The organism is Actinopolyspora mzabensis (assembly GCF_900101095.1).
GTDB lineage: Bacteria > Actinomycetota > Actinomycetes > Mycobacteriales > Pseudonocardiaceae > Actinopolyspora > Actinopolyspora mzabensis.
In genome coordinates, this window is record NZ_FNFM01000007.1 from 263,637 (window position 1) to 280,626 (window position 16,990).

Sequence of the window (16,990 nt, forward strand, 5' to 3'; positions counted from 1 at the left end):
CTGTCATGTTCGGGGCGGTTCAGCGGCAACAACATCACGCTCTGACTGATCGCCTAGCTGCCTACCCATGGCTCTGTCGCGACATCCTCGCCGCCGCGTCACGGCACCAGATAGATGACCATGAACAGGCCGATCCACACGATGTCGACGAAGTGCCAGTAGTACGACACGACGATCGAGGCCACCGCCTGGGCCGGTGTGAACTTGCTCATCCTGGTGCGGATCATCAGGATCACGAAGGCGACCAGTCCGCCGATCACGTGCAGACCGTGGAAGCCCGTGGTCATGTAGAACACCGTGCCGAACGCCGAGCTGGCCATCGTGGTGTGGTGCTCGGTGATCAGCGTGTGGTACTCCCCCGCCTGGCCCAGCACGAAGATGGTGCCCATGGCGAGCGTGAGCATGTACCAGCGGCGAAGGCCGTAGACGTCACCGCGCTCCGCCGCGAACACACCCCACTGGCAGGTGAACGAAGAGGCCACCAGAATCACAGTGAAGGGTAGGGCGTAGGCCACGTTGAGTTCGGCGGGCGGCGGCGGCCAGGGTCCCTCGTTCTGGGCCTTCACCGTGAAGAACATGGCGAAGAGCCCGGCGAAGAACATCAGCTCGCTGGCCAACCAAACGATGGTGCCCACGCTGACCATGTTCGGCCGGTTCAGCGAGTGCACGCGTTGACTGATTGAGGGCGCTGCCGTTGTCACGCGACGCATTATGTCGCGAACGATTTCGGGGCGCCCGGTCGGGTCCGCCGCAGCGCCGTCCGCCCACTACGAGACCGACGGGAGGTTACCCCACGTGAGCATTCGCGGTGGCCTGTCCCGACTCTTCCGCACCCGGCGCGGCGGTCGGGAACCGAGCTGGCCCACTCCGGACGATCCGGAGCTGACAGTGGTGGTGGAAGCGACCGACGAGACGGAGTCGGCATCCACGGTACTGACCCGTTCACCTGCATGGATTCCGGAATCTCCCGCTGTGCTGCGGTACCGCCTCGTGATCGGATCCGCCGCCGTGGCCGAGCTCCGCCAGCCCCTCGAGGCCGAGGGCTGGCTACTGCGCACCGAAACGACGTCGCCCGGTTCGGACGACGCGCCCGCTTCGGACTCCCTGATCCTCGTCGCGCAGTGTGTTCGCCGGATAGACGCGATGACATGCGCCAGAGAGACCTCCCGGATGGTGGGGCTGGCACAGCGGCACGGCGGCCACCTGGCCGGATGGCAGGCGTTGCAGCGGCCGAGCGAGAGTGATCGATCACGTTAGTGAGGTGTATTACCCTCCGGAGCAGCGCTACGGATACGATACGAACACTCGTGACCACCCGACACGAACCGCCCCGTCCGCGCGGGCCGCACCGGCAGCCAAGGAGTGCCCATGAGCACATCGACGAGCAACGTCCTCGTGTTCAGCCACCGCCAGGAAGTCCGTGAGGCGATCATCACAGCCATCGGGCGTCGCCCCTCCCCCGACATCAGAAGCGTGCACTACATTGAGGCATCGACGGTGGCCGAAGTGATCGGCGAGGTGGACGCGGGCAACGCGGACCTGCTGATCCTCGACGGTGAGGCGCAGCCCACCGGAGGAATGGGAGTGTCGCGGCAGCTGAAGAACGAACTCGCCTCCTGCCCGCCGACAGTGGTAACCGTACGACGCAAGGACGACCGGTGGCTGGCAACCTGGTCCCAGGCCGACGCGGTACTGGTCCACCCGCTCGACCCGCTGACGGCGGCCGAGTCGGTGGCCGAGGTACTGCGTGCCCACGCCCTGCCCACCGCCGGCGGCTGACACGGACTTTCGAGGACGCCACGTGCAGACAGCGACAATCACCTGGCCCGACCTGCTGAACCGGCTCGTCTCCCACGAGGACCTCTCGGTCGCCGAGACTTCCTGGGCCATGGACCAGGTCATGACCGGCGAAGCCACACCAGCCAGGATCGCGGCGTTCGCGGTCGCGCTGCGTGCCAAGGGTGAGAGCTCCTCCGAGATCATCGGAATGGCCGACACGATGCTCGCGCACGCACGGCAGCTCGACATCCCCACTCGTGCCGTCGACGTGGTGGGCACCGGCGGCGATCGGGCCGGCACGGTGAACATCTCTACGATGACCTCGATCGTGCTGGCCGCGTGCGGCGGCACGGTGGTCAAGCACGGTAATCGCGCGGCCTCATCGAAGTGCGGCACCGCCGACGTGCTCGAAGAGCTCGGCGTGACGATCGACCTGCCGCCCGAGGGTGTCGAGCGCTGTGCGACGGAGCTGGGGATCGGATTCTGCTTCGCGGGACTGTTCCACCCGGCCTTCAAGCACACCGCCGCTCCCCGGCGGGAGATCGGCATTCCCACCGCGTTCAACGTGCTCGGCCCGTTGACCAATCCGGCTCTCCCCACCAGCGGTCTGGTCGGGTGCGCGGACCGCGGACTGGCACCGGTCATGGCCGAGGTGTTCGCCCGACGTGGTCACTCGGTAGTGCTGGTCCGCGGGGACGACGGGATGGACGAGATCACCACGACGACGACCAGCACGGCCTGGGTCATCGGTGATGGCACCGTGCGGGAAGAACGGATCGATCCCACCGCGTTGGGGCTGTCGTTGGCCGAGCCCGAACAGCTGCAGGGCGGCGACGCGCCGGTGAATGCCGGGGTGGTCCGTGACCTGCTGAACGGCACCCGAGGCCCGGTGCGGGACGCGGTACTGCTGAACACCGCGGGGGCGCTCGCCGCCTATGAGGGAGCCGTCACCGAGCTGAACGGACGGATGGCGGAGGGCATCGAGCGCGCTGCCGAGGCCATCGACTCGGGGGCGGCCGCCCGGCTGCTCGACTCCTGGACGGAACTCTCCGGGAAACTGCGGGAACACGGGTGAGCACGGGCGAGTCCGGCCCCCCGTCGCCACTACCCCGGCGAGAGCGGCCACCCCGATCGACTGGTCGTGGCTCAGTTGAGCGATCCGCACCTGGACGGCGGTGAGCACAGCACCTCCCGCTTCGAGCGAGTGCTGGACCACCTGCGAACGCTGTCCGGGGCGCTCGACGCGGTGGTGGTAACCGGTGACATAGCCAACGAGGACGCCGCGGACGAGTACCGCCGGGCCACCGAACTGTCCGAGCTGGCCTTTCCCGTGTTCAGCTGCCCGGGCAACCACGACGACCGGACCACCTACCGCCCGCGAGTCGCTGCTCGGCGAACCCGACGCCACGACACCGATCAACCGGGCCCACCGCGCGGGCGGAACGCTGTTCGTGCTCTGTGACTCAACGGTTCCCGGAAGCGCGGACGGACTGCTCGACGACGACACGCTCGGGGGGCTGGAACGCACGCTCCGGGCATCCCCTCCGTAGCAGCCGGTGCTGCTGAGTTTCCACCATCCGTCGGTAAGGCTGCACAAGCCCTACGGCGACGGGATACGGCAGCGACGGAGCGACCGACTCGCGGAACTGGTCGAACGGTTCCCGGCGATCGCGGCGGTGCTGTGCGGACACGCGCACACCGCTGCCGGCACCATCTTCGCCGGCAAGTCGCTGGTGGTGGCTGCGGGGGATCGTATCGGGTCTCAAACCGCCCTGGGAGGAGGAGAGGGTGCCGGACCCCGGGGTCCCCCGCCGGGGCTGGCGTTCCACGTGCTGGAGAACGGCACCCTGACCACGCACTACCGCTACCTCACCTGACGGAGCTGGACACGGGGCGAACAGTCGATTCCGCTCAGCGGAAAGCACCTGAAGAACACTGACTCGGCCCCAGCCTGTTCTCCGAAGAATGCTCCGCTTTCAACCGGAAGTGCCGAACCCCCATCATTCACGCAGCTCGCACTGCCGCGGGTTCTCTGGTGCGGCTCTCGCGAGGACGCCGGAGACGTCGTGTAGCTGGCTACCCGATGTCCCCGGCCCCGCAGCGAGAGTCGTGCCAGAGGTTCCGCCCAGGAACCGACCCGGCAAACCGACCGAAAGAGTTCAGCGTCAAGAATCCAGGCCGATGGAGAAGGCGTCCTCCGAGTCCTGCTTCGAGTACGAGCGGAACGCGATGTGGGTGTCGGTGTCCACCACTCCGCCGACCTTGTTGATCGCGCCCGGCACGATCTCGGCGATCCGCTCGTGCTCGGACGCACGGATCACGGCGATCAGGTCCACGTCGCCCGCGCAGGAGTAGACCTCGGTGACACCGTCGATGTCGGCGATCTCCTGCGCGGCCTCGGTCAGGCGATCAGCGGCGGTTTGGATCAGCACGAACGCGGTAATCACGGTTGCGGACCTCCTGGGGCGGCGGCTCGGCTCCCCCGCCGGCCGGACGCGAGGGAGCGCACTCGGGCTCACTCGTGGTTGGGACCGGTGTGGTACTCGAAGACCAGGCCGGAAACGGTGATCAGTACCGCGCCCGCGCTGAGCACGATCATCCAGACGTGGCCGAAGGCCAGCGCCACACCGGTCAGGGCCGAGGCGGCGGCCAGCCCGAACGGCCAGTAGCTGCCGGGGCTGAAGAACCCGAGGTCACCGGCACCGTCGCTGATCTCGGCCTCTTCACGGTCCTCCGGGCGCAACTCGATACGACGAGCCACGAACTGGAAGTAACTGCCGATCAGCAGTGACAGCGCACCGACCAGGATCAGTGCCACCGTCCCCACGGGTTCCTTGGCCCAGAGCCCGTAGACCAGGGCCGACAGGAAGAAGAAGAAGGTAATGATGTTGAAGATCTTGGCTTCGACCCTCATGGAGTCCTCACTCTCACCCCGTGCGCCGCGTCCGGCGCACTCGTGTGACCTGGTTTCCCGTCGACACCGTCAGTTACCCGCGCCGACGGCCTGACCACCCTGTTGCGGAGTCGAACCCTGCCGATCCGGATCGAACGGGATGGTCGTCACCGAGTTCGGGTTGCAGAGCTCACCGCAGTCCATCTCGGTCAACGCCTCGGCCGTGGTGTAGGGCTGGCCCGTGCTCGGGTTCACCTGCGTGCGCAGGTCCATGAAGCGCTCGAACTTGTCCGGTGAGAGCGCACGCACCTCGAAGTTCATCATCGAGTGGTAGGTACCGCACAGTTCCGCGCAGCGTCCGACGAACGAGCCCTCACGGTCGATCGTGTTCTGGAAGACGTTGTCCTGGTTGTTCTTGTCCGGGTGCGGGAAGGTGTCCCGCTTGAAGTGGAACTTGGGGACGAAGAACGAGTGGATGACGTCCTTGGAGCTGAGCCGGTACTCGACTGTGGAATCGGTCGGCAGCACCAGCAGCGGCGTCCAATTGGTCGTACCGACGGTGTTGACCGCTTCACCGTCCGGGGTGGTGTAGCCGGGGTAGCGGAACTCCCAGTTCCACTGGAACGAGATCACGTCGACGGCGACGTCCGGCTCCTCCTCGGCCTGCACCTCTTGCTGCGTCGTGGCGGTGAAGTAGAACAGCACGACGACCATCACGAAGGGTATGACCGTGTATATGATCTCGAGCGGATTGTTGTACTGGAACTGACGAGGCAGCTCGTCACTCTTCTTCCGGTGGAAGGCCACCGTCCAGAAGATCAGTCCCCATACGAGCACACCAACCGCGAGAGCCGCGATCACCGACCAGGTCCAGAGCTGGCGCATCGACTCGGCGTCACTGGTGACACCGGTGGGCCAGCCGAACCGCAGTACCTGGTCAGGGGAGCAGCCCGTGGCCACGACACAAACCAAGCCGACCAGTCCACCGACCTTGACCAGCCGTGGCACTCGGGTCCCGTCCTTCAGGGCCACTGCGCGACGCCTCCTCCATGTGAAACTCACCGGCACGGCGCTGGCGTTGCTACCCCGCCTCGCTCCCCCGTCTCGCGTTCGAGACGGAAGATCGGCCGCCGGAATACTGTAGCGACCCTAGCCCAGTAGTAGCCGCGATACTGCTCCGGGGTCGCGCCACCGCCCGAATCATGGTCGTGCCCGTGACCGAAGATCACCACTCGGTCCTCCCGTCGCGCGACGCGCGGTGAACACCGGGCGCCGTCGAGCGGACCACCGGCACAATGAACCCGTGCGTTCGGTTCACCCACAGGAGCACGGCATACTGTAGAACCGGATCACCCCTATTGGGCTTGAGCGAAACCCGACAACCCGCGACACGAGAGGTGCGCGAGACGCGTGTGCGGCCTGCTTGGACTGGTTTGTCCCACCGAAGAGAACGCAAGCAACGCAACGAACGCGGTGGCCAACGCGCTGCCGTGTCAGCGGCACCGAGGACCGGACGAGAGTGACACGTGGCAGGGCGGCGAGGTCGTCTTCGGCTTCAACCGCCTGTCGGTCATCGACGTCGAGCATTCGCACCAGCCGCTGAGCTGGGGGCCGCCGGATTCACCGGGCAGGTACACCATCCTGTTCAACGGTGAGATCTACAACTACCTGGAACTGCGTGCCGAACTGACCGAGCAGTACGGCGCGGCGTTCAACACCGACGGGGACAGCGAGACGATCATCGTCGCCTACCACTACCTCGGGACTTCGATGGTGGGTCGGCTGCGAGGCATGTTCGCGTTCCTGATCTGGGACAACGACCGGCACGTGGTGTTCGGCGCCAGGGATCCCTTCGGGATCAAGCCGATGTACTACGCGACCGGCCCCAACGGGGTCGGCTTCGCCAGCGAGAAGAAGAGCCTGCTGCACCTCGCGGCGACGCTGGGGATCAACGAGGACGTGGACCGGCGTTCCCTGCAGCACTACCTGCTGCTGCAGTACGTTCCCGAGCCGGAATCACTGCACCGTTCGATCAGGCGGATCGAGTCGGGCACCTCGTTTACCGTGGCCCCGGGTGGGCAGCTGGTCACCGAGCGGTACTTCTCCCCCAGCTTCACCTCCCGTGAGATTCACAACGACGGTGAGGCCAACCGGCTGCACAACGAGATCGTCGACGTGATGCGCGACTCGGTCGCCAAGCACATGCGTGCCGACGTCACCGTCGGTGCCTTCCTCTCCGGCGGAATCGACTCGACGGCGATCGCCGCGCTGGCCAAGGAGCACAATCCGGACCTGATCACGTTCACCACCGGGTTCGAACGGCAGGGCTACTCGGAAGTCGACGTGGCCGCGGAATCGGCGGCGGCCATCGGGGTGAAGCACGTCGTGCGAACCGTCTCCGCCGAGGAGATGATGCAGACGCTGCCGCTGATCATCTGGTACCTGGACGACCCGGTGGCCGACCCCGCGCTGGTTCCGCTGTGGTTCATCGCCAGGGAGGCACGCAAGCACGTCAAGGTCGTGCTCTCCGGTGAGGGCGCCGACGAACTGTTCGGCGGGTACTCGATCTACCGGGAGCCGCTCTCGTTGGCGCCGTTCGAACGGGTTCCCGGATCCGTGCGCAAGGTGATGGGGCGGGTCTCGACCGCGATTCCGGAAGGGGTGCGCGGCAAGGACCTGCTCCGGCGGGGCGCGCTGCCGCTGGAGGAACGCTACTACGGCAACGCGCGGATCTTCCGCGACGACGAGTTGCGGAACCTGCTGCCGGATTACGACCCGCACGTTTCGCACACCGACGTGACGGCGGCGGCCTATCGGACCTCGCAGGGCTGGGACCCGGTGACCCGGATGCAGCACGTGGACCTGTTCACCTGGCTGCGGGGGGACATCCTCGTCAAGGCCGACAAGGTGACCATGGCCAACTCCCTGGAACTGCGGGTTCCGTTCCTCGACAACGAGGTGTTCCGCACGGCGAGCACGATCCCGCTGGAACAGAAGATCACCAGGGACACCACCAAGTACGCGCTGCGCCGTGCGCTGGCCAAGGTGGTTCCCGGCCACGTGCTCAACCGGCGCAAGCTCGGCTTCCCCGTCCCGATCCGGCACTGGTTGCGGGACGAGATGCACGACTGGGCACGCGACATCATCAAGGAGTCCCAGACCGACGCCCTGTTGAACAAACCGGCGGTGCTGCAGCTGCTGGAGGAACACCGTTCCGGAGTGCTGGACCACAGTCGCAGGCTCTGGGCGCTGCTGGTGTTCATGATCTGGCACGGGATATTCGTGGAGAACCGGCTCACGCCCCAGGTGCCGGAGCCCCACTACCCCGTGAAGCTCTAGTGGATCTCTCGATTCCTCCCGGCTCGGTTTGCGCGACGGTGCGGATAGCGGAAGCTCTCGCGGGCTCTCGCCGCGGGTCCCCCGACGTCGAGTAGGTACTACGCCACGTCGGGGGCGTCCTCGCGAGAGCACCACGAGAGTCCCCGCGGCGGTGCCGACTGCGAGGGTGGTCGGAGTTCGGCCTGCGAAGGTGGCCGGTTCGGCACCGCGTCGTACCGGAGCGTCGATTTCTCGCGAGATTTACGGAGCACCGGAGCCACCCCGACGCACTGGCGCGGCGATTTCTCGCGAAATCGCCGCGCCCGAGTCGAGTCGCCGTGCTCAGGCGCCGCTGGGGCTCGGCGTCGCGGTGCTTCGCTCCGGCTCGGCAGCGGGAAGAATGTCGTGCCACCGATTGAAGACGTTGTCCGGGTCGTACGTTGCCTTGACCCGTGCGAGGCGCCGGTAGTTGTCGTCGCCGTAACCGGCCACCACCCGGTCGTGCCCCTCGTCACCGATGAAATTGAGGTAGACGGCTCCGGTGGTCCACGGCCGCATGTCCTCGCGGAGGTCGCGCACCCAGCGGATGGCCCGCTCGTCGGTGGCGGCGTCCGACCACAGTCCGAGCGGGTGAACCACCCAGGGAACCGCGCGATCGGACATCGCGGCACCCACCCCGTCGGCCGAGACCGCACCACCCCACGGCAACAGCGCGTGCTGCGCGGGGGAGGGCATCGGCATGTCGTACGCCCGGGCGCAGAACCGGTCCAACACCTCGTCGGGCAGCTCGGCCATGTACTCGGCCGACCAGTAGTTGCGATACCCGGGGGGATCGTCCAGCAGTGATTGCATGTCGGCGTAGTCGATGTCGGTGATCAGCTGTCCGGCGGGGCGCAGTCCGAGCAACGGTCGGATCAGCTCACGCAGCTCCGACTCGTTGCCCATGAAGGTGACCACGACGGCACAGCACAGCGTGTCGACGAGTTCGGGAGGCACGAAATCCTCCGGCGGCCCGGTCAGGTAAATCAAACCACCACTGATCTCGTCCGGTGCGCCCGCCACGAAATCGCGGTACTCGCCCGCCACGACACGACCCCGTTCCGCTGGCCAGAGCAACAACGCCATCGAGAATTCCGGAAGCTCGTGCAACCGGAACGTCAACGAGGTGGCGATCCCGAAATTGCCTCCCCCACCGTGCAGTGCCCAGAACAGTTCCGGATTCCGTTCCGCGTCGGCGGTCACCCGGGCGCCCGAGGCGGTGACGAGATCGGCCGACACCAGGCTGTCGCAGGCAAGTCCCCATTTCCGCTCCAACCAGCCGGAACCACCGCCGAGGGTCAGTCCGGCCACTCCCGTCGTGGAGACCCGCCCTCCGGTGGTGGCGAGCTTGTAGGGGCGTGCCGCACCGTCGAACTCCCCCCACCGGGCGCCGCCTCCCACCGTGGCCAGCCGGGTCTGCGGCTCCACCGTCACCCGGTTGAAGCGCCGCATGTCGATGACCAGTCCACCGTCGACGAGGCCGGCACCGGAAACGCTGTGCCCACCGCCGCGTACCGCGACCTCGAGATCTTGTTTCCTGGCGAAGTCCAGGGCCCGACGGATGTCGTCGATGTCGTCGCAGGCGGCGATCGCCGCGGGTCGCGATTCGATCATCGCGTTGAAGATCTCGCGCTGTCTCTCGTAGTCCGCGTCGCGCGGTGTGTGAATCACACCGTGGAAACCGTCGCGGAGCCTGTCGACGGTTGCCGGGTCCACATCCTGCACGGTCATGTCCGGTCACCTCGGATCCCGAGTAGCGACATCTGGGAGGCGCGGGCCGTGCCGAGCCGCCCGTTGCACGGACACTAAGGGGAGCAGCCGGGGGCGGACAGAGTACGAAGTCCATAGCGCCCGGCAGGTGATCCGACTTCGACCGCCACCGAGGCGGCACCCCGGAACTCCCCCGGGGCACCGCGCTCGGCCGGGCGGTCGTCGCGGCACCGCTCAGCCGGTGTAGCGCCGGGCCACCACTTCCGGTGTCTCCAGATTCCTACCCGCGTCCATGTTGTGGGCCAGCTGCACGAACTGACTCATGGACCAGGCGAGCGGAGTGGCGGATCCCGTCCCCTCACCGAACACGAAGCCGTTTTCGGACTCCCTGTCCCAGACCTGTTCGGGAATGAGGTAGCCCTCGTTGGCCATCCGGGCCATCGTCTCCAGATGAGTACCGGCCGAACCGCCGGAGGCGATCTCGTACTCACCGCGTTCACCTGTGAGCAACGGCCAGAGCCTGCCGATTCCCCTTCCGGTGTACGGCTCGCCGCCCGCGGCCTCGCCGTAGCCGTCGTGGTTGTAGCGGTACCAGCCGGGGCCGTTCGGAGTTCGGACCCGCAGCCGGTCGTCGGTTTCGGGCAGCGAGTCGAGCACCGCCGGATCGTCGGCGGGTTTGACGCCGAGCCGCACCAGTTCCAGGAAGCCCGCGTCGACCACGGCACGTTCGTCGTGACACCCGCCGCCGTTGTTCAGACACAGCTGGTGGCCGTTGTTCGGATCGCCGTCGTCGTCCACCCGCTGGTAGTACTCGCCGTCGCCGTGCGGGCCGGTCGTGGTGAAGGTCCAGTCCGCCACCTTGCGCTGCCAGTCGTCGGCGGTGGCGAGATACCGCCGCGCCGCTCGCCGGTCACCGTGCTGCCGGGCGATGTCGGCGGCGGTTACCAGGCCCGCGATCTCGGCCGCGATGGTCGAGGGGGAATATCCGCTTTCCTCCTCCCAACGTTCCTGCGGGGTGGCGGGACCGTTCTCGACGATGAAGTCCGCGGACTTCCGGAGCTTGGCCCACTCCGCTTCGCCGGTCCGACCCAACTGGTGCGCCAGCACGATGGGATAGGCGACCTCGTCCAGCTGCAGACTGGGCCAGTGCGGTTCGCCGTCGAGCCAGGTGTTCTGCGGGAACGAACCGTCCTCCCGCCACTGCACGTTCAGCAGGTAGTCGAGTGCTCGATTCGCGGCGGCGCGATCGCCCAGTGTCATCGCGGCCGTCGCCGTGTGGTACAGGTCACGCGACCACACCAGGTGATACCCGCCGGTACAACAGCTGTCAGCGTTCTTGGCCCCACCCCAGGGAATCGAGGTGGACGCCACGAAAGCCCCTCGGTAGGTCTTGTCCTCCTGGGACTTCAGCGTCATGGCGGCGACGTTGTACTGGGTGGTCAGCCCGCGCGAGGTCACCGATTCGGGAACCCGGTCGAGTGAGGCGAGGTAGCGGTGCCAACCCGCATCGTACTCGTGCCTGGCCGGGCCGTAACCGTTCGCCAGCGCGCCGTGCGCCGCGGTCTTCGCCGCCGCCCTGTCTTCGCCGAAACCGAGCGCGAGCGTGAACGTGGTGTCGGTCTCGACCGGAACACGAGCCGTCTGCACGAGATTGCCGGTTTCGTCCGCCCGGTCGTAGCGATTGTCGAGCCGGTGATCGGCGTGGAGGTCGCGGTAACCGTCGCTGGACGTACCGCTGTAACCGCTCGTGGCGGCGCTGAAGCCGTTCGAAGCGGCCAACGCACTGGCGACCTCACCATCGCTGGCGACCAGGGCTCCTCCGGAAGTGGCTCCGCTGTCGCCCATCCCGCTGCCGTTGAGCGAGGGGTTGTACAGCGCGTAGAGCCGCAGCGGTCCGCCTTTCAGTACCTCGAAACGCGTCCGGACCAGCAACACCGAACGCCGCGGATCGGTTATGTAGGTTTTGGTGATGCGATATCTGCCGTCGCGGTCGGTGTTGACCTGCCGGTACCGCAACGAGCGCGAGTCGGGCAGCAGAATCCGGCTCGTGGTGGCGTCGCGCTCCAGTTCGGTGAAGCTCCGCCCGTCGCTGACGACATACTGCATGTCCTGCACGTTCGGCACGTCCAGGCGCGGGTAGTAGACCTCGTTGAGAATTCCCTGTCCCAAGGTGTGCCAGACCTTCGACTCCAGTGTGGTGGAAGTACCGACACCTCGTTTGGCACCCGTGGTCCACGCGGAGGATATTCCCGGAGCACCCGGCGCGGTCGCGGAAACCGCTCCGGCCGGGACACCCGCTCCGAGAGCGGTCACCAGGGCGAGCACAGCGGCGGAGAACGCAGCCGAGCGACGGCCCATCCTCCTCGTTCCCCACTTCGGCGGTAATCCCATCGTCGATTCCTTTCCCGTACTCGAAAGGGCGGCGAAACACTTGCCGAGCACCGCACAACGCCCGGCCGAGGATTCGTCCGAAACGGGGTTCTACATACGCAACAGCACTTGCGCAATCGATAAAGAAGGACTCCCGGGAAAACGGGAACTTTCAGCTGTTCAGAATTCGGGGGGCCACCGCGCGGAAACCCCTCACCGGAACCCGAACCGCCGAAAGGGAACGTCGAGAGGCTTTTCGCGCCGTTCCGCACCAATCCGGAAGGGGCACTCCGAGGAGGACGACGAACCCCGGATCACGCGAGGTGGTCACCTCACCACGCGACCGCCACCGGGTGTGAATCTTCTACCCTGGGCGGTGTGAGCACCACTATGCCGGAAAAGTCATCCACGGGATCCGCAGTGGGAGCGGACGCCGGCCGGGAAGAGATCCTGGCCGCGGCGCGGGGTGCCCGCGAAGCCACCGCCGAGTTCGCCGCCGCGACCCGGGAAACCAAGGACACCCTGCTGACCGCGATGGCCGACGCGTTGACACGTCGTTCGGGAGAGGTTCTCGACGCCAACGAGCTCGACCTCACCGCGGCACGCGACTCCGGGATGCCGGAGGCGATGCTGGATCGCCTGAAGTTGACCGAGCCACGCGTGGCCGAGGTCGCCTCCGGGCTGCGCACGGTGGCGGGGCTGCCGGATCCGGTCGGCGAGACGGTGCGGGGCAACATGCTGCCGAACGGGCTGGAGCTGCGGCAGGTGCGGGTGCCGCTCGGCGTGGTCGGCATAGTCTACGAGGGGCGCCCGAACGTCACCGTGGACGCGGCCGGGCTGACCCTGAAGTCGGGCAACGCCGTTCTGCTGCGAGGCTCCTCATCGGCGGTACGTTCCAACACCGCGCTGGTGTCGATCCTGCGGGACGTGTTGGTGGAATCCGGGTTCTCCCCGGACCTGGTGACGCTGTTGCCGTGTGCGGACCGCTCCTCGGTGGGGCATCTGGTCACCGCGCGCGGCCTCGTGGACCTGGTAATCCCACGCGGTGGGGCCGGTCTGATCAACGCGGTGGTCGAGGAGGCGACAGTGCCGGTCATCGAGACCGGTGTGGGTAACTGTCACGTCTACGTGGACCGCGCCGCCGATCCGGAGAAGACACGGCAGGTGGTTCACAACGCCAAGACGCGCCGGGTCAGCGTGTGCAACGCGGCGGAGACGCTGCTGGTGCACCGGGAGGTCGCCGACACGCTGCTGCCCGGCCTGGCCCGGGAGCTGAGCGAGACCGGAGTGACGCTGCACACGGACGAGCGTGCTGCCGAGGCGATCGGGAACGCGGCACCGGTCACCCTCGCCACCGAGCAGGACTGGGACACCGAGTACCTGTCGATGGACCTGGCGGTGGCGGTGGTCGACTCCCCGGACGAGGCCATGGCTCACATCGCCCGGCACGGCACGGGACACACCGAGGCCATCGTCAGCGAGGACGTCTCCGCCGTCCGCCGATTCACCACGCGAGTCGACTCCGCAGCGGTCGTGGTCAACGCCTCCACCGCCTTCACCGACGGCGGCCAGTTCGGCATGGGCGCCGAGATCGGGATCTCGACGCAGAAGCTGCACGCCCGCGGCCCGATGGCGCTGCCGGAACTGACCACGACGAAGTGGCTCGTCTGGGGCGACGGACACACCCGGCCCTGATCAGGGGAGGTATCCGGAGTCACCGCGCCGAACTACGTGGCGGAGCCCGTTCGGGCGAGCGGCATCGGCTCCGGGCGTCGCCGGCACTGCTCCCGGTCCCCGCAGTATCGGGCCCGCCGCCCGGTCACATCGGGGCGGCAGCGAGGTGCGACACACGAAAACGGGGATGGTGCGACGAGGCCCCTCGCCGCACCATCCCCGGAAAAATCCGATCGCGTCCGCTCAGTGGAACGAGTCACCGCAGGCGCACGAACCGCCGGCGTTCGGGTTGTCGATCGTGAAGCCCTGCTTCTCGATCGAATCCACGAAGTCGATCACGGCGCCCTGCAGGTAGGGGGCGCTCATCCGGTCGACGATCACGTCCAGGCCGTTGAAGTCGCGCACCGCGTCCCCGTCGAGCGTGCGCTCGTCGAAGAACAGCTGGTAGCGCAGTCCGGCACACCCACCCGGCTGAACCGCGATGCGCAGGTGCATGTCATCGCGCCCCTCCTGGTCGAGGAGGGTCTTGGCCTTGCTGGCCGCCGAGTCGGTCAACGTGACGCCATGAGCGGGCGCCTCGGTCTCCACGGTTGTCTCCTGGGCGGTCATGGCTCTCCCTTGCGGTTAGCGGCTGCTGGCAGGTTCCCGCGACCTCAACGGCCACGGTAAGTGCGAGTATTCCCGCGGTCCAACCCGCGCACGCCGATTGTGACACCCGCGGGTAGCACCACACATGATACGCACGGAAAACGGTGCGCATCGTGAACGAGGCCGGGGGCCGGCCGGCGAGGCGCGCCGTGGCGGCGTCGCCGGTGGAGCCTCCCCACCACGAGCGAGCGCCACGATCGGCGTCCACCCGTGGAGTCGGTATTCGTGACACGAACGGTGTCACTTACGCTGGTGGTGTGAAGTTCCTCCGTCGCAACACCGCCGAGCAAACCGCCACCGTCGACAGCGACGAGCACGGTGGCGAGGCGACGCGGGAGAACGCGAACGATTCGACCCAGGCCAAGGGCAGGCCGACCCCCAAACGTCGCGAGTCCGAGAGCAAACGTCGGGGCCCGGTTCCACCGCCCCCGCGCACCCAGCGCGAGGCGTTCAAGCGGATGCGTCGCAACAAGCCGGAACGGCGCAAGGCCGCGGCCGAACGCCGCGAACGGATGATGGCGGGCGACGACCGCTACCTCATGCCGCGCGACCGCGGGCCGGTACGGGCACACGTTCGCGACATCGTGGATTCCCGCAGGCACCTGATGGGACTGTTCATGCCGCTGGTGCTGGTGATATTCCTGGCCACGCTGGTGCAGATCCAGATGGTCGTCCAGATCGCCACGGTGTTCTGCCTGGCGCTGCTGATAACGATGATCTTCGAGGGCACCATGCTCGGCCGGATCGTCACGAAACAGGTGCGCGCCAAGTTCCCCGACGCAAAGGACAAGGGCATCAGCATGGGGTGGTACGCCTTCACCCGGGCGATGCAGCTGCGCAAACTGCGTGTCCCCCGCCCCCGGGTCACTCCGAAGGACATCAACGAGGTCCGGTGAGCACGGGTCGGTCACGATGCTGGGCGCACACCGGGATGTGGATCTAGGCTGGATGGCATGGAGTTTCGTCGGCTCGGCCACAGCGGCCTGAACATCAGCGAGATCGCTTACGGAAACTGGCTCACCCACGGTTCGCAGGTCGAGGAGGAACAGGCGCAGGCGTGCGTGCTGACCGCTCTGGACGAGGGGATCACCACCTTCGACACCGCGGACGTCTACGCGGCGACCCGGGCCGAGGCGGTGCTCGGGCGCGCGCTGTCGGGAGTGCGCCGGGAGAGCATCGAGCTGTTCACCAAGGTCTACTTCCCGACCGGGCAGGGCCCCAACGATCGTGGTCTGGGCCGCAAGCACATCATGGAGTCCTGTGAGGCCTCGCTGCGCAGGCTGCAGACCGACTACGTGGATCTCTACCAGGCACACCGGTTCGACCGGACCGTTCCGTTGGAAGAGACCATGACCGCGTTCGCCGATCTGGTGCGCCAGGGCAAGGCGCTCTACATCGGCGTTTCGGAGTGGAACGCCGAGCAGATCAGCCGGGCCGCCGAGCTGGCACGGGAGCTGCGGGTACCGCTGGTCTCCAACCAGCCGCAGTACTCGATGCTGTGGCGGGTGATCGAGTCCCAGGTGATCCCCACCTCGCAGCGGGAGGGCCTCGGCCAGATCGTGTGGTCGCCGATCGCGCAGGGCGCGCTGACCGGCAAGTACCTGCCGGGGCAGGAGGCTCCCGCCGGTTCGAGGGCGACCGACGAGGCGGGCGGCGCGAACATGATCTCGCGGTGGATGCGGGACGAGGTACTGGAACCGGTGCAGCAGCTCAAGCCGATCGCCGAGGACCTGGGGCTGTCCATGGCCCAGCTGGCCGTGGCGTGGGTGCTGCAGAACTCGAACGTCTCCGCGGCGATCATCGGCGCCTCCCGTCCGGAGCAGGTCACCGACAACGTGCGGGCGGCAGGGGTGAAACTCGACCAGGACGTGCTCGACAAGATCGACGAGATCATCGGGCACGTGGCGGAGACCGACCCCCGCCACACCACCACGCCGTGACCGGATCCGAGCACCGCACACTGGTACTGGGCGGAGCGCGCTCCGGCAAGTCCGCCCATGCCGAGGGGCTGCTGCCGTGGGAGGGAGCAGCCACCTACGTCGCCACCGCACGGCGGGATCCCCGGGACGAGGAGTGGAACCGGCGTATCGCCGACCACGTCGCACGCCGCTCGCCGAACTGGGAAACCGTGGAGGCTCCGCAGCCGGACGGCCTGGTCGACCTGCTGGACAACGCGCGAGCGACGGATCCACCGATCCTCGTCGACGATCTGGCGACCTGGCTGACGGGCGCGCTGGACGACGCCGGAGCATGGGAGCGCGACGCATCGGCACTGGCGACCGTGCGAGGACAGCGGGACGAACTGGTACGCGCATGCGAATCGTGTTCGGCACCGCTGGTCCTCGTCTCGGCCGAGGTCGGGCTGGGCGTGGTCCCGGAGAGCAGGGCGGGGCGGTTGTTCCGGGACGAGCTGGGTGCGCTCAACGCTGGGCTCGCCGAAGTCTGCGACGGCGCGCTGCTGCTGGTCGCGGGACTACCACTGCGACTACGTTGAGTGGCTGACCTACGCTGAACTCCCGGAGTCGGTCACCGCGATCCCATTCCGAGGTGTGAACTCGG

General features: G+C 67.3%; 17 protein-coding genes. 10 read left to right on the forward strand and 7 right to left on the reverse strand.

The annotated features are described in order from the left end of the window. Nucleotides 1-98: 98 nt before the first annotated feature. Complete coding sequence (gene ctaE / locus BLR41_RS13795; protein WP_092628688.1) at nucleotides 99-710, reverse strand: aa3-type cytochrome oxidase subunit III; 612 nt, start codon at nucleotides 708-710, stop codon at nucleotides 99-101. Nucleotides 711-795: 85 nt separating this feature from the next. Here ctaE and BLR41_RS13800 point away from each other — a divergent pair, with 85 nt between their 5' ends. The 5 genes from BLR41_RS13800 to BLR41_RS23150 all read left to right on the forward strand — a co-directional run bounded on the left by BLR41_RS13800 (nucleotide 796) and on the right by BLR41_RS23150 (nucleotide 3,656). Next, nucleotides 796-1,257: a hypothetical protein gene (locus BLR41_RS13800; RefSeq protein WP_218120124.1), complete on the forward strand. Its 462-nt coding sequence runs from the start codon at nucleotides 796-798 to the stop codon at nucleotides 1,255-1,257. 111 nt (nucleotides 1,258-1,368) lie between these two features. Beyond that, the gene (locus tag BLR41_RS13805) at nucleotides 1,369-1,779 is read left to right on the forward strand and encodes a hypothetical protein (protein ID WP_092628690.1); all 411 of its coding nucleotides are present in this window, start codon (nucleotides 1,369-1,371) and stop codon (nucleotides 1,777-1,779) included. A gap of 22 nt (nucleotides 1,780-1,801) precedes the next feature. Continuing rightward, nucleotides 1,802-2,854 carry an anthranilate phosphoribosyltransferase gene (gene trpD, locus BLR41_RS13810; protein ID WP_092628691.1) on the forward strand — a complete coding sequence of 351 codons (1,053 nt, stop codon included), beginning with the start codon at nucleotides 1,802-1,804 and terminating at the stop codon, nucleotides 2,852-2,854. Nucleotides 2,855-2,929: 75 nt separating this feature from the next. Continuing rightward, nucleotides 2,930-3,241: a metallophosphoesterase family protein gene (locus BLR41_RS23145; RefSeq protein ID WP_218120125.1), complete on the forward strand. Its 312-nt coding sequence runs from the start codon at nucleotides 2,930-2,932 to the stop codon at nucleotides 3,239-3,241. Between the two features lie 94 nt (nucleotides 3,242-3,335). Next, nucleotides 3,336-3,656, forward strand: coding sequence for a metallophosphoesterase family protein (locus BLR41_RS23150; RefSeq protein ID WP_218120126.1), 321 nt, complete (start codon nucleotides 3,336-3,338; stop codon nucleotides 3,654-3,656). A 288-nt stretch (nucleotides 3,657-3,944) separates the two neighbouring features. Here BLR41_RS23150 and BLR41_RS13820 read toward each other — a convergent pair whose 3' ends face one another. The 3 genes from BLR41_RS13820 to ctaC all read right to left on the reverse strand — a co-directional run bounded on the left by BLR41_RS13820 (nucleotide 3,945) and on the right by ctaC (nucleotide 5,704). Then, nucleotides 3,945-4,226 carry an Lrp/AsnC family transcriptional regulator gene (locus BLR41_RS13820; RefSeq protein ID WP_092628693.1) on the reverse strand — a complete coding sequence of 94 codons (282 nt, stop codon included), beginning with the start codon at nucleotides 4,224-4,226 and terminating at the stop codon, nucleotides 3,945-3,947. 68 nt (nucleotides 4,227-4,294) lie between these two features. Beyond that, nucleotides 4,295-4,693, reverse strand: a complete 399-nt coding sequence (locus BLR41_RS13825) for a cytochrome c oxidase subunit 4 (protein ID WP_092628695.1) — start codon at nucleotides 4,691-4,693, stop codon at nucleotides 4,295-4,297. A 69-nt stretch (nucleotides 4,694-4,762) separates the two neighbouring features. Continuing rightward, the gene (gene ctaC / locus BLR41_RS13830) at nucleotides 4,763-5,704 is read right to left on the reverse strand and encodes an aa3-type cytochrome oxidase subunit II (protein WP_092628697.1); all 942 of its coding nucleotides are present in this window, start codon (nucleotides 5,702-5,704) and stop codon (nucleotides 4,763-4,765) included. Between the two features lie 378 nt (nucleotides 5,705-6,082). On the opposite strand from ctaC, the gene asnB reads away from it, so the two are divergent. Further along, nucleotides 6,083-8,011, forward strand: a complete 1,929-nt coding sequence (gene asnB / locus BLR41_RS13835; protein WP_092628698.1) for an asparagine synthase (glutamine-hydrolyzing) — start codon at nucleotides 6,083-6,085, stop codon at nucleotides 8,009-8,011. Between the two features lie 321 nt (nucleotides 8,012-8,332). Here the strand turns inward: asnB and BLR41_RS13840 are convergent, their stop codons facing one another. Both BLR41_RS13840 and BLR41_RS13845 read right to left on the reverse strand, forming a co-directional pair. Then, nucleotides 8,333-9,760, reverse strand: a complete 1,428-nt coding sequence (locus BLR41_RS13840; protein ID WP_092628699.1) for an FAD-binding oxidoreductase — start codon at nucleotides 9,758-9,760, stop codon at nucleotides 8,333-8,335. Between the two features lie 213 nt (nucleotides 9,761-9,973). Continuing rightward, complete coding sequence (locus BLR41_RS13845) at nucleotides 9,974-12,130, reverse strand: glucan 1,4-alpha-glucosidase (RefSeq protein WP_245694178.1); 2,157 nt, start codon at nucleotides 12,128-12,130, stop codon at nucleotides 9,974-9,976. A 369-nt stretch (nucleotides 12,131-12,499) separates the two neighbouring features. Here BLR41_RS13845 and BLR41_RS13850 point away from each other — a divergent pair, with 369 nt between their 5' ends. Next, the gene (locus tag BLR41_RS13850) at nucleotides 12,500-13,804 is read left to right on the forward strand and encodes a glutamate-5-semialdehyde dehydrogenase (protein WP_092628703.1); all 1,305 of its coding nucleotides are present in this window, start codon (nucleotides 12,500-12,502) and stop codon (nucleotides 13,802-13,804) included. A gap of 222 nt (nucleotides 13,805-14,026) precedes the next feature. Here BLR41_RS13850 and BLR41_RS13855 read toward each other — a convergent pair whose 3' ends face one another. Next, a complete protein-coding gene (locus BLR41_RS13855; protein ID WP_092628705.1) occupies nucleotides 14,027-14,392 on the reverse strand; it encodes a HesB/IscA family protein in 366 nt (121 codons plus the stop codon). A gap of 296 nt (nucleotides 14,393-14,688) precedes the next feature. Here BLR41_RS13855 and BLR41_RS13860 point away from each other — a divergent pair, with 296 nt between their 5' ends. From BLR41_RS13860 to BLR41_RS13870, 3 genes are read left to right on the forward strand one after another with little or no spacing between them, the layout of a single operon-like run. Next, the gene (locus BLR41_RS13860; RefSeq protein ID WP_092628808.1) at nucleotides 14,689-15,327 is read left to right on the forward strand and encodes a DUF3043 domain-containing protein; all 639 of its coding nucleotides are present in this window, start codon (nucleotides 14,689-14,691) and stop codon (nucleotides 15,325-15,327) included. A 57-nt stretch (nucleotides 15,328-15,384) separates the two neighbouring features. Next, entirely contained in the window at nucleotides 15,385-16,371 is a 987-nt protein-coding gene (locus BLR41_RS13865; protein ID WP_092628707.1) for an aldo/keto reductase family protein, read from the forward strand. Next, nucleotides 16,368-16,925 (forward strand): bifunctional adenosylcobinamide kinase/adenosylcobinamide-phosphate guanylyltransferase, encoded by a 558-nt coding sequence (locus tag BLR41_RS13870; RefSeq protein WP_092628708.1) that lies wholly within the window; start codon nucleotides 16,368-16,370, stop codon nucleotides 16,923-16,925. Before BLR41_RS13865 ends, BLR41_RS13870 begins: the two co-directional genes overlap by 4 nt. Nucleotides 16,926-16,990: the final 65 nt, after the last annotated feature.

Bases quoted from the DNA above. Each gene is read 5' to 3' on its own strand.
- ctaE (WP_092628688.1), bottom strand. From the start codon at position 710: ATGCGTCGCGTGACAACGGCAGCGCCCTCAATCAGTCAACGCGTGCAC.
- BLR41_RS13805 (WP_092628690.1), top strand. From the start codon at position 1,369: ATGAGCACATCGACGAGCAACGTCCTCGTGTTCAGCCACCGCCAGGAA.
- BLR41_RS13825 (WP_092628695.1), bottom strand. From the start codon at position 4,693: ATGAGGGTCGAAGCCAAGATCTTCAACATCATTACCTTCTTCTTCTTC.
- BLR41_RS13840 (WP_092628699.1), bottom strand. From the start codon at position 9,760: ATGACCGTGCAGGATGTGGACCCGGCAACCGTCGACAGGCTCCGCGAC.
- BLR41_RS13845 (WP_245694178.1), bottom strand. From the start codon at position 12,130: ATGGGATTACCGCCGAAGTGGGGAACGAGGAGGATGGGCCGTCGCTCG.
- BLR41_RS13850 (WP_092628703.1), top strand. From the start codon at position 12,500: ATGCCGGAAAAGTCATCCACGGGATCCGCAGTGGGAGCGGACGCCGGC.
- BLR41_RS13855 (WP_092628705.1), bottom strand. From the start codon at position 14,392: ATGACCGCCCAGGAGACAACCGTGGAGACCGAGGCGCCCGCTCATGGC.
- BLR41_RS13865 (WP_092628707.1), top strand. From the start codon at position 15,385: ATGGAGTTTCGTCGGCTCGGCCACAGCGGCCTGAACATCAGCGAGATC.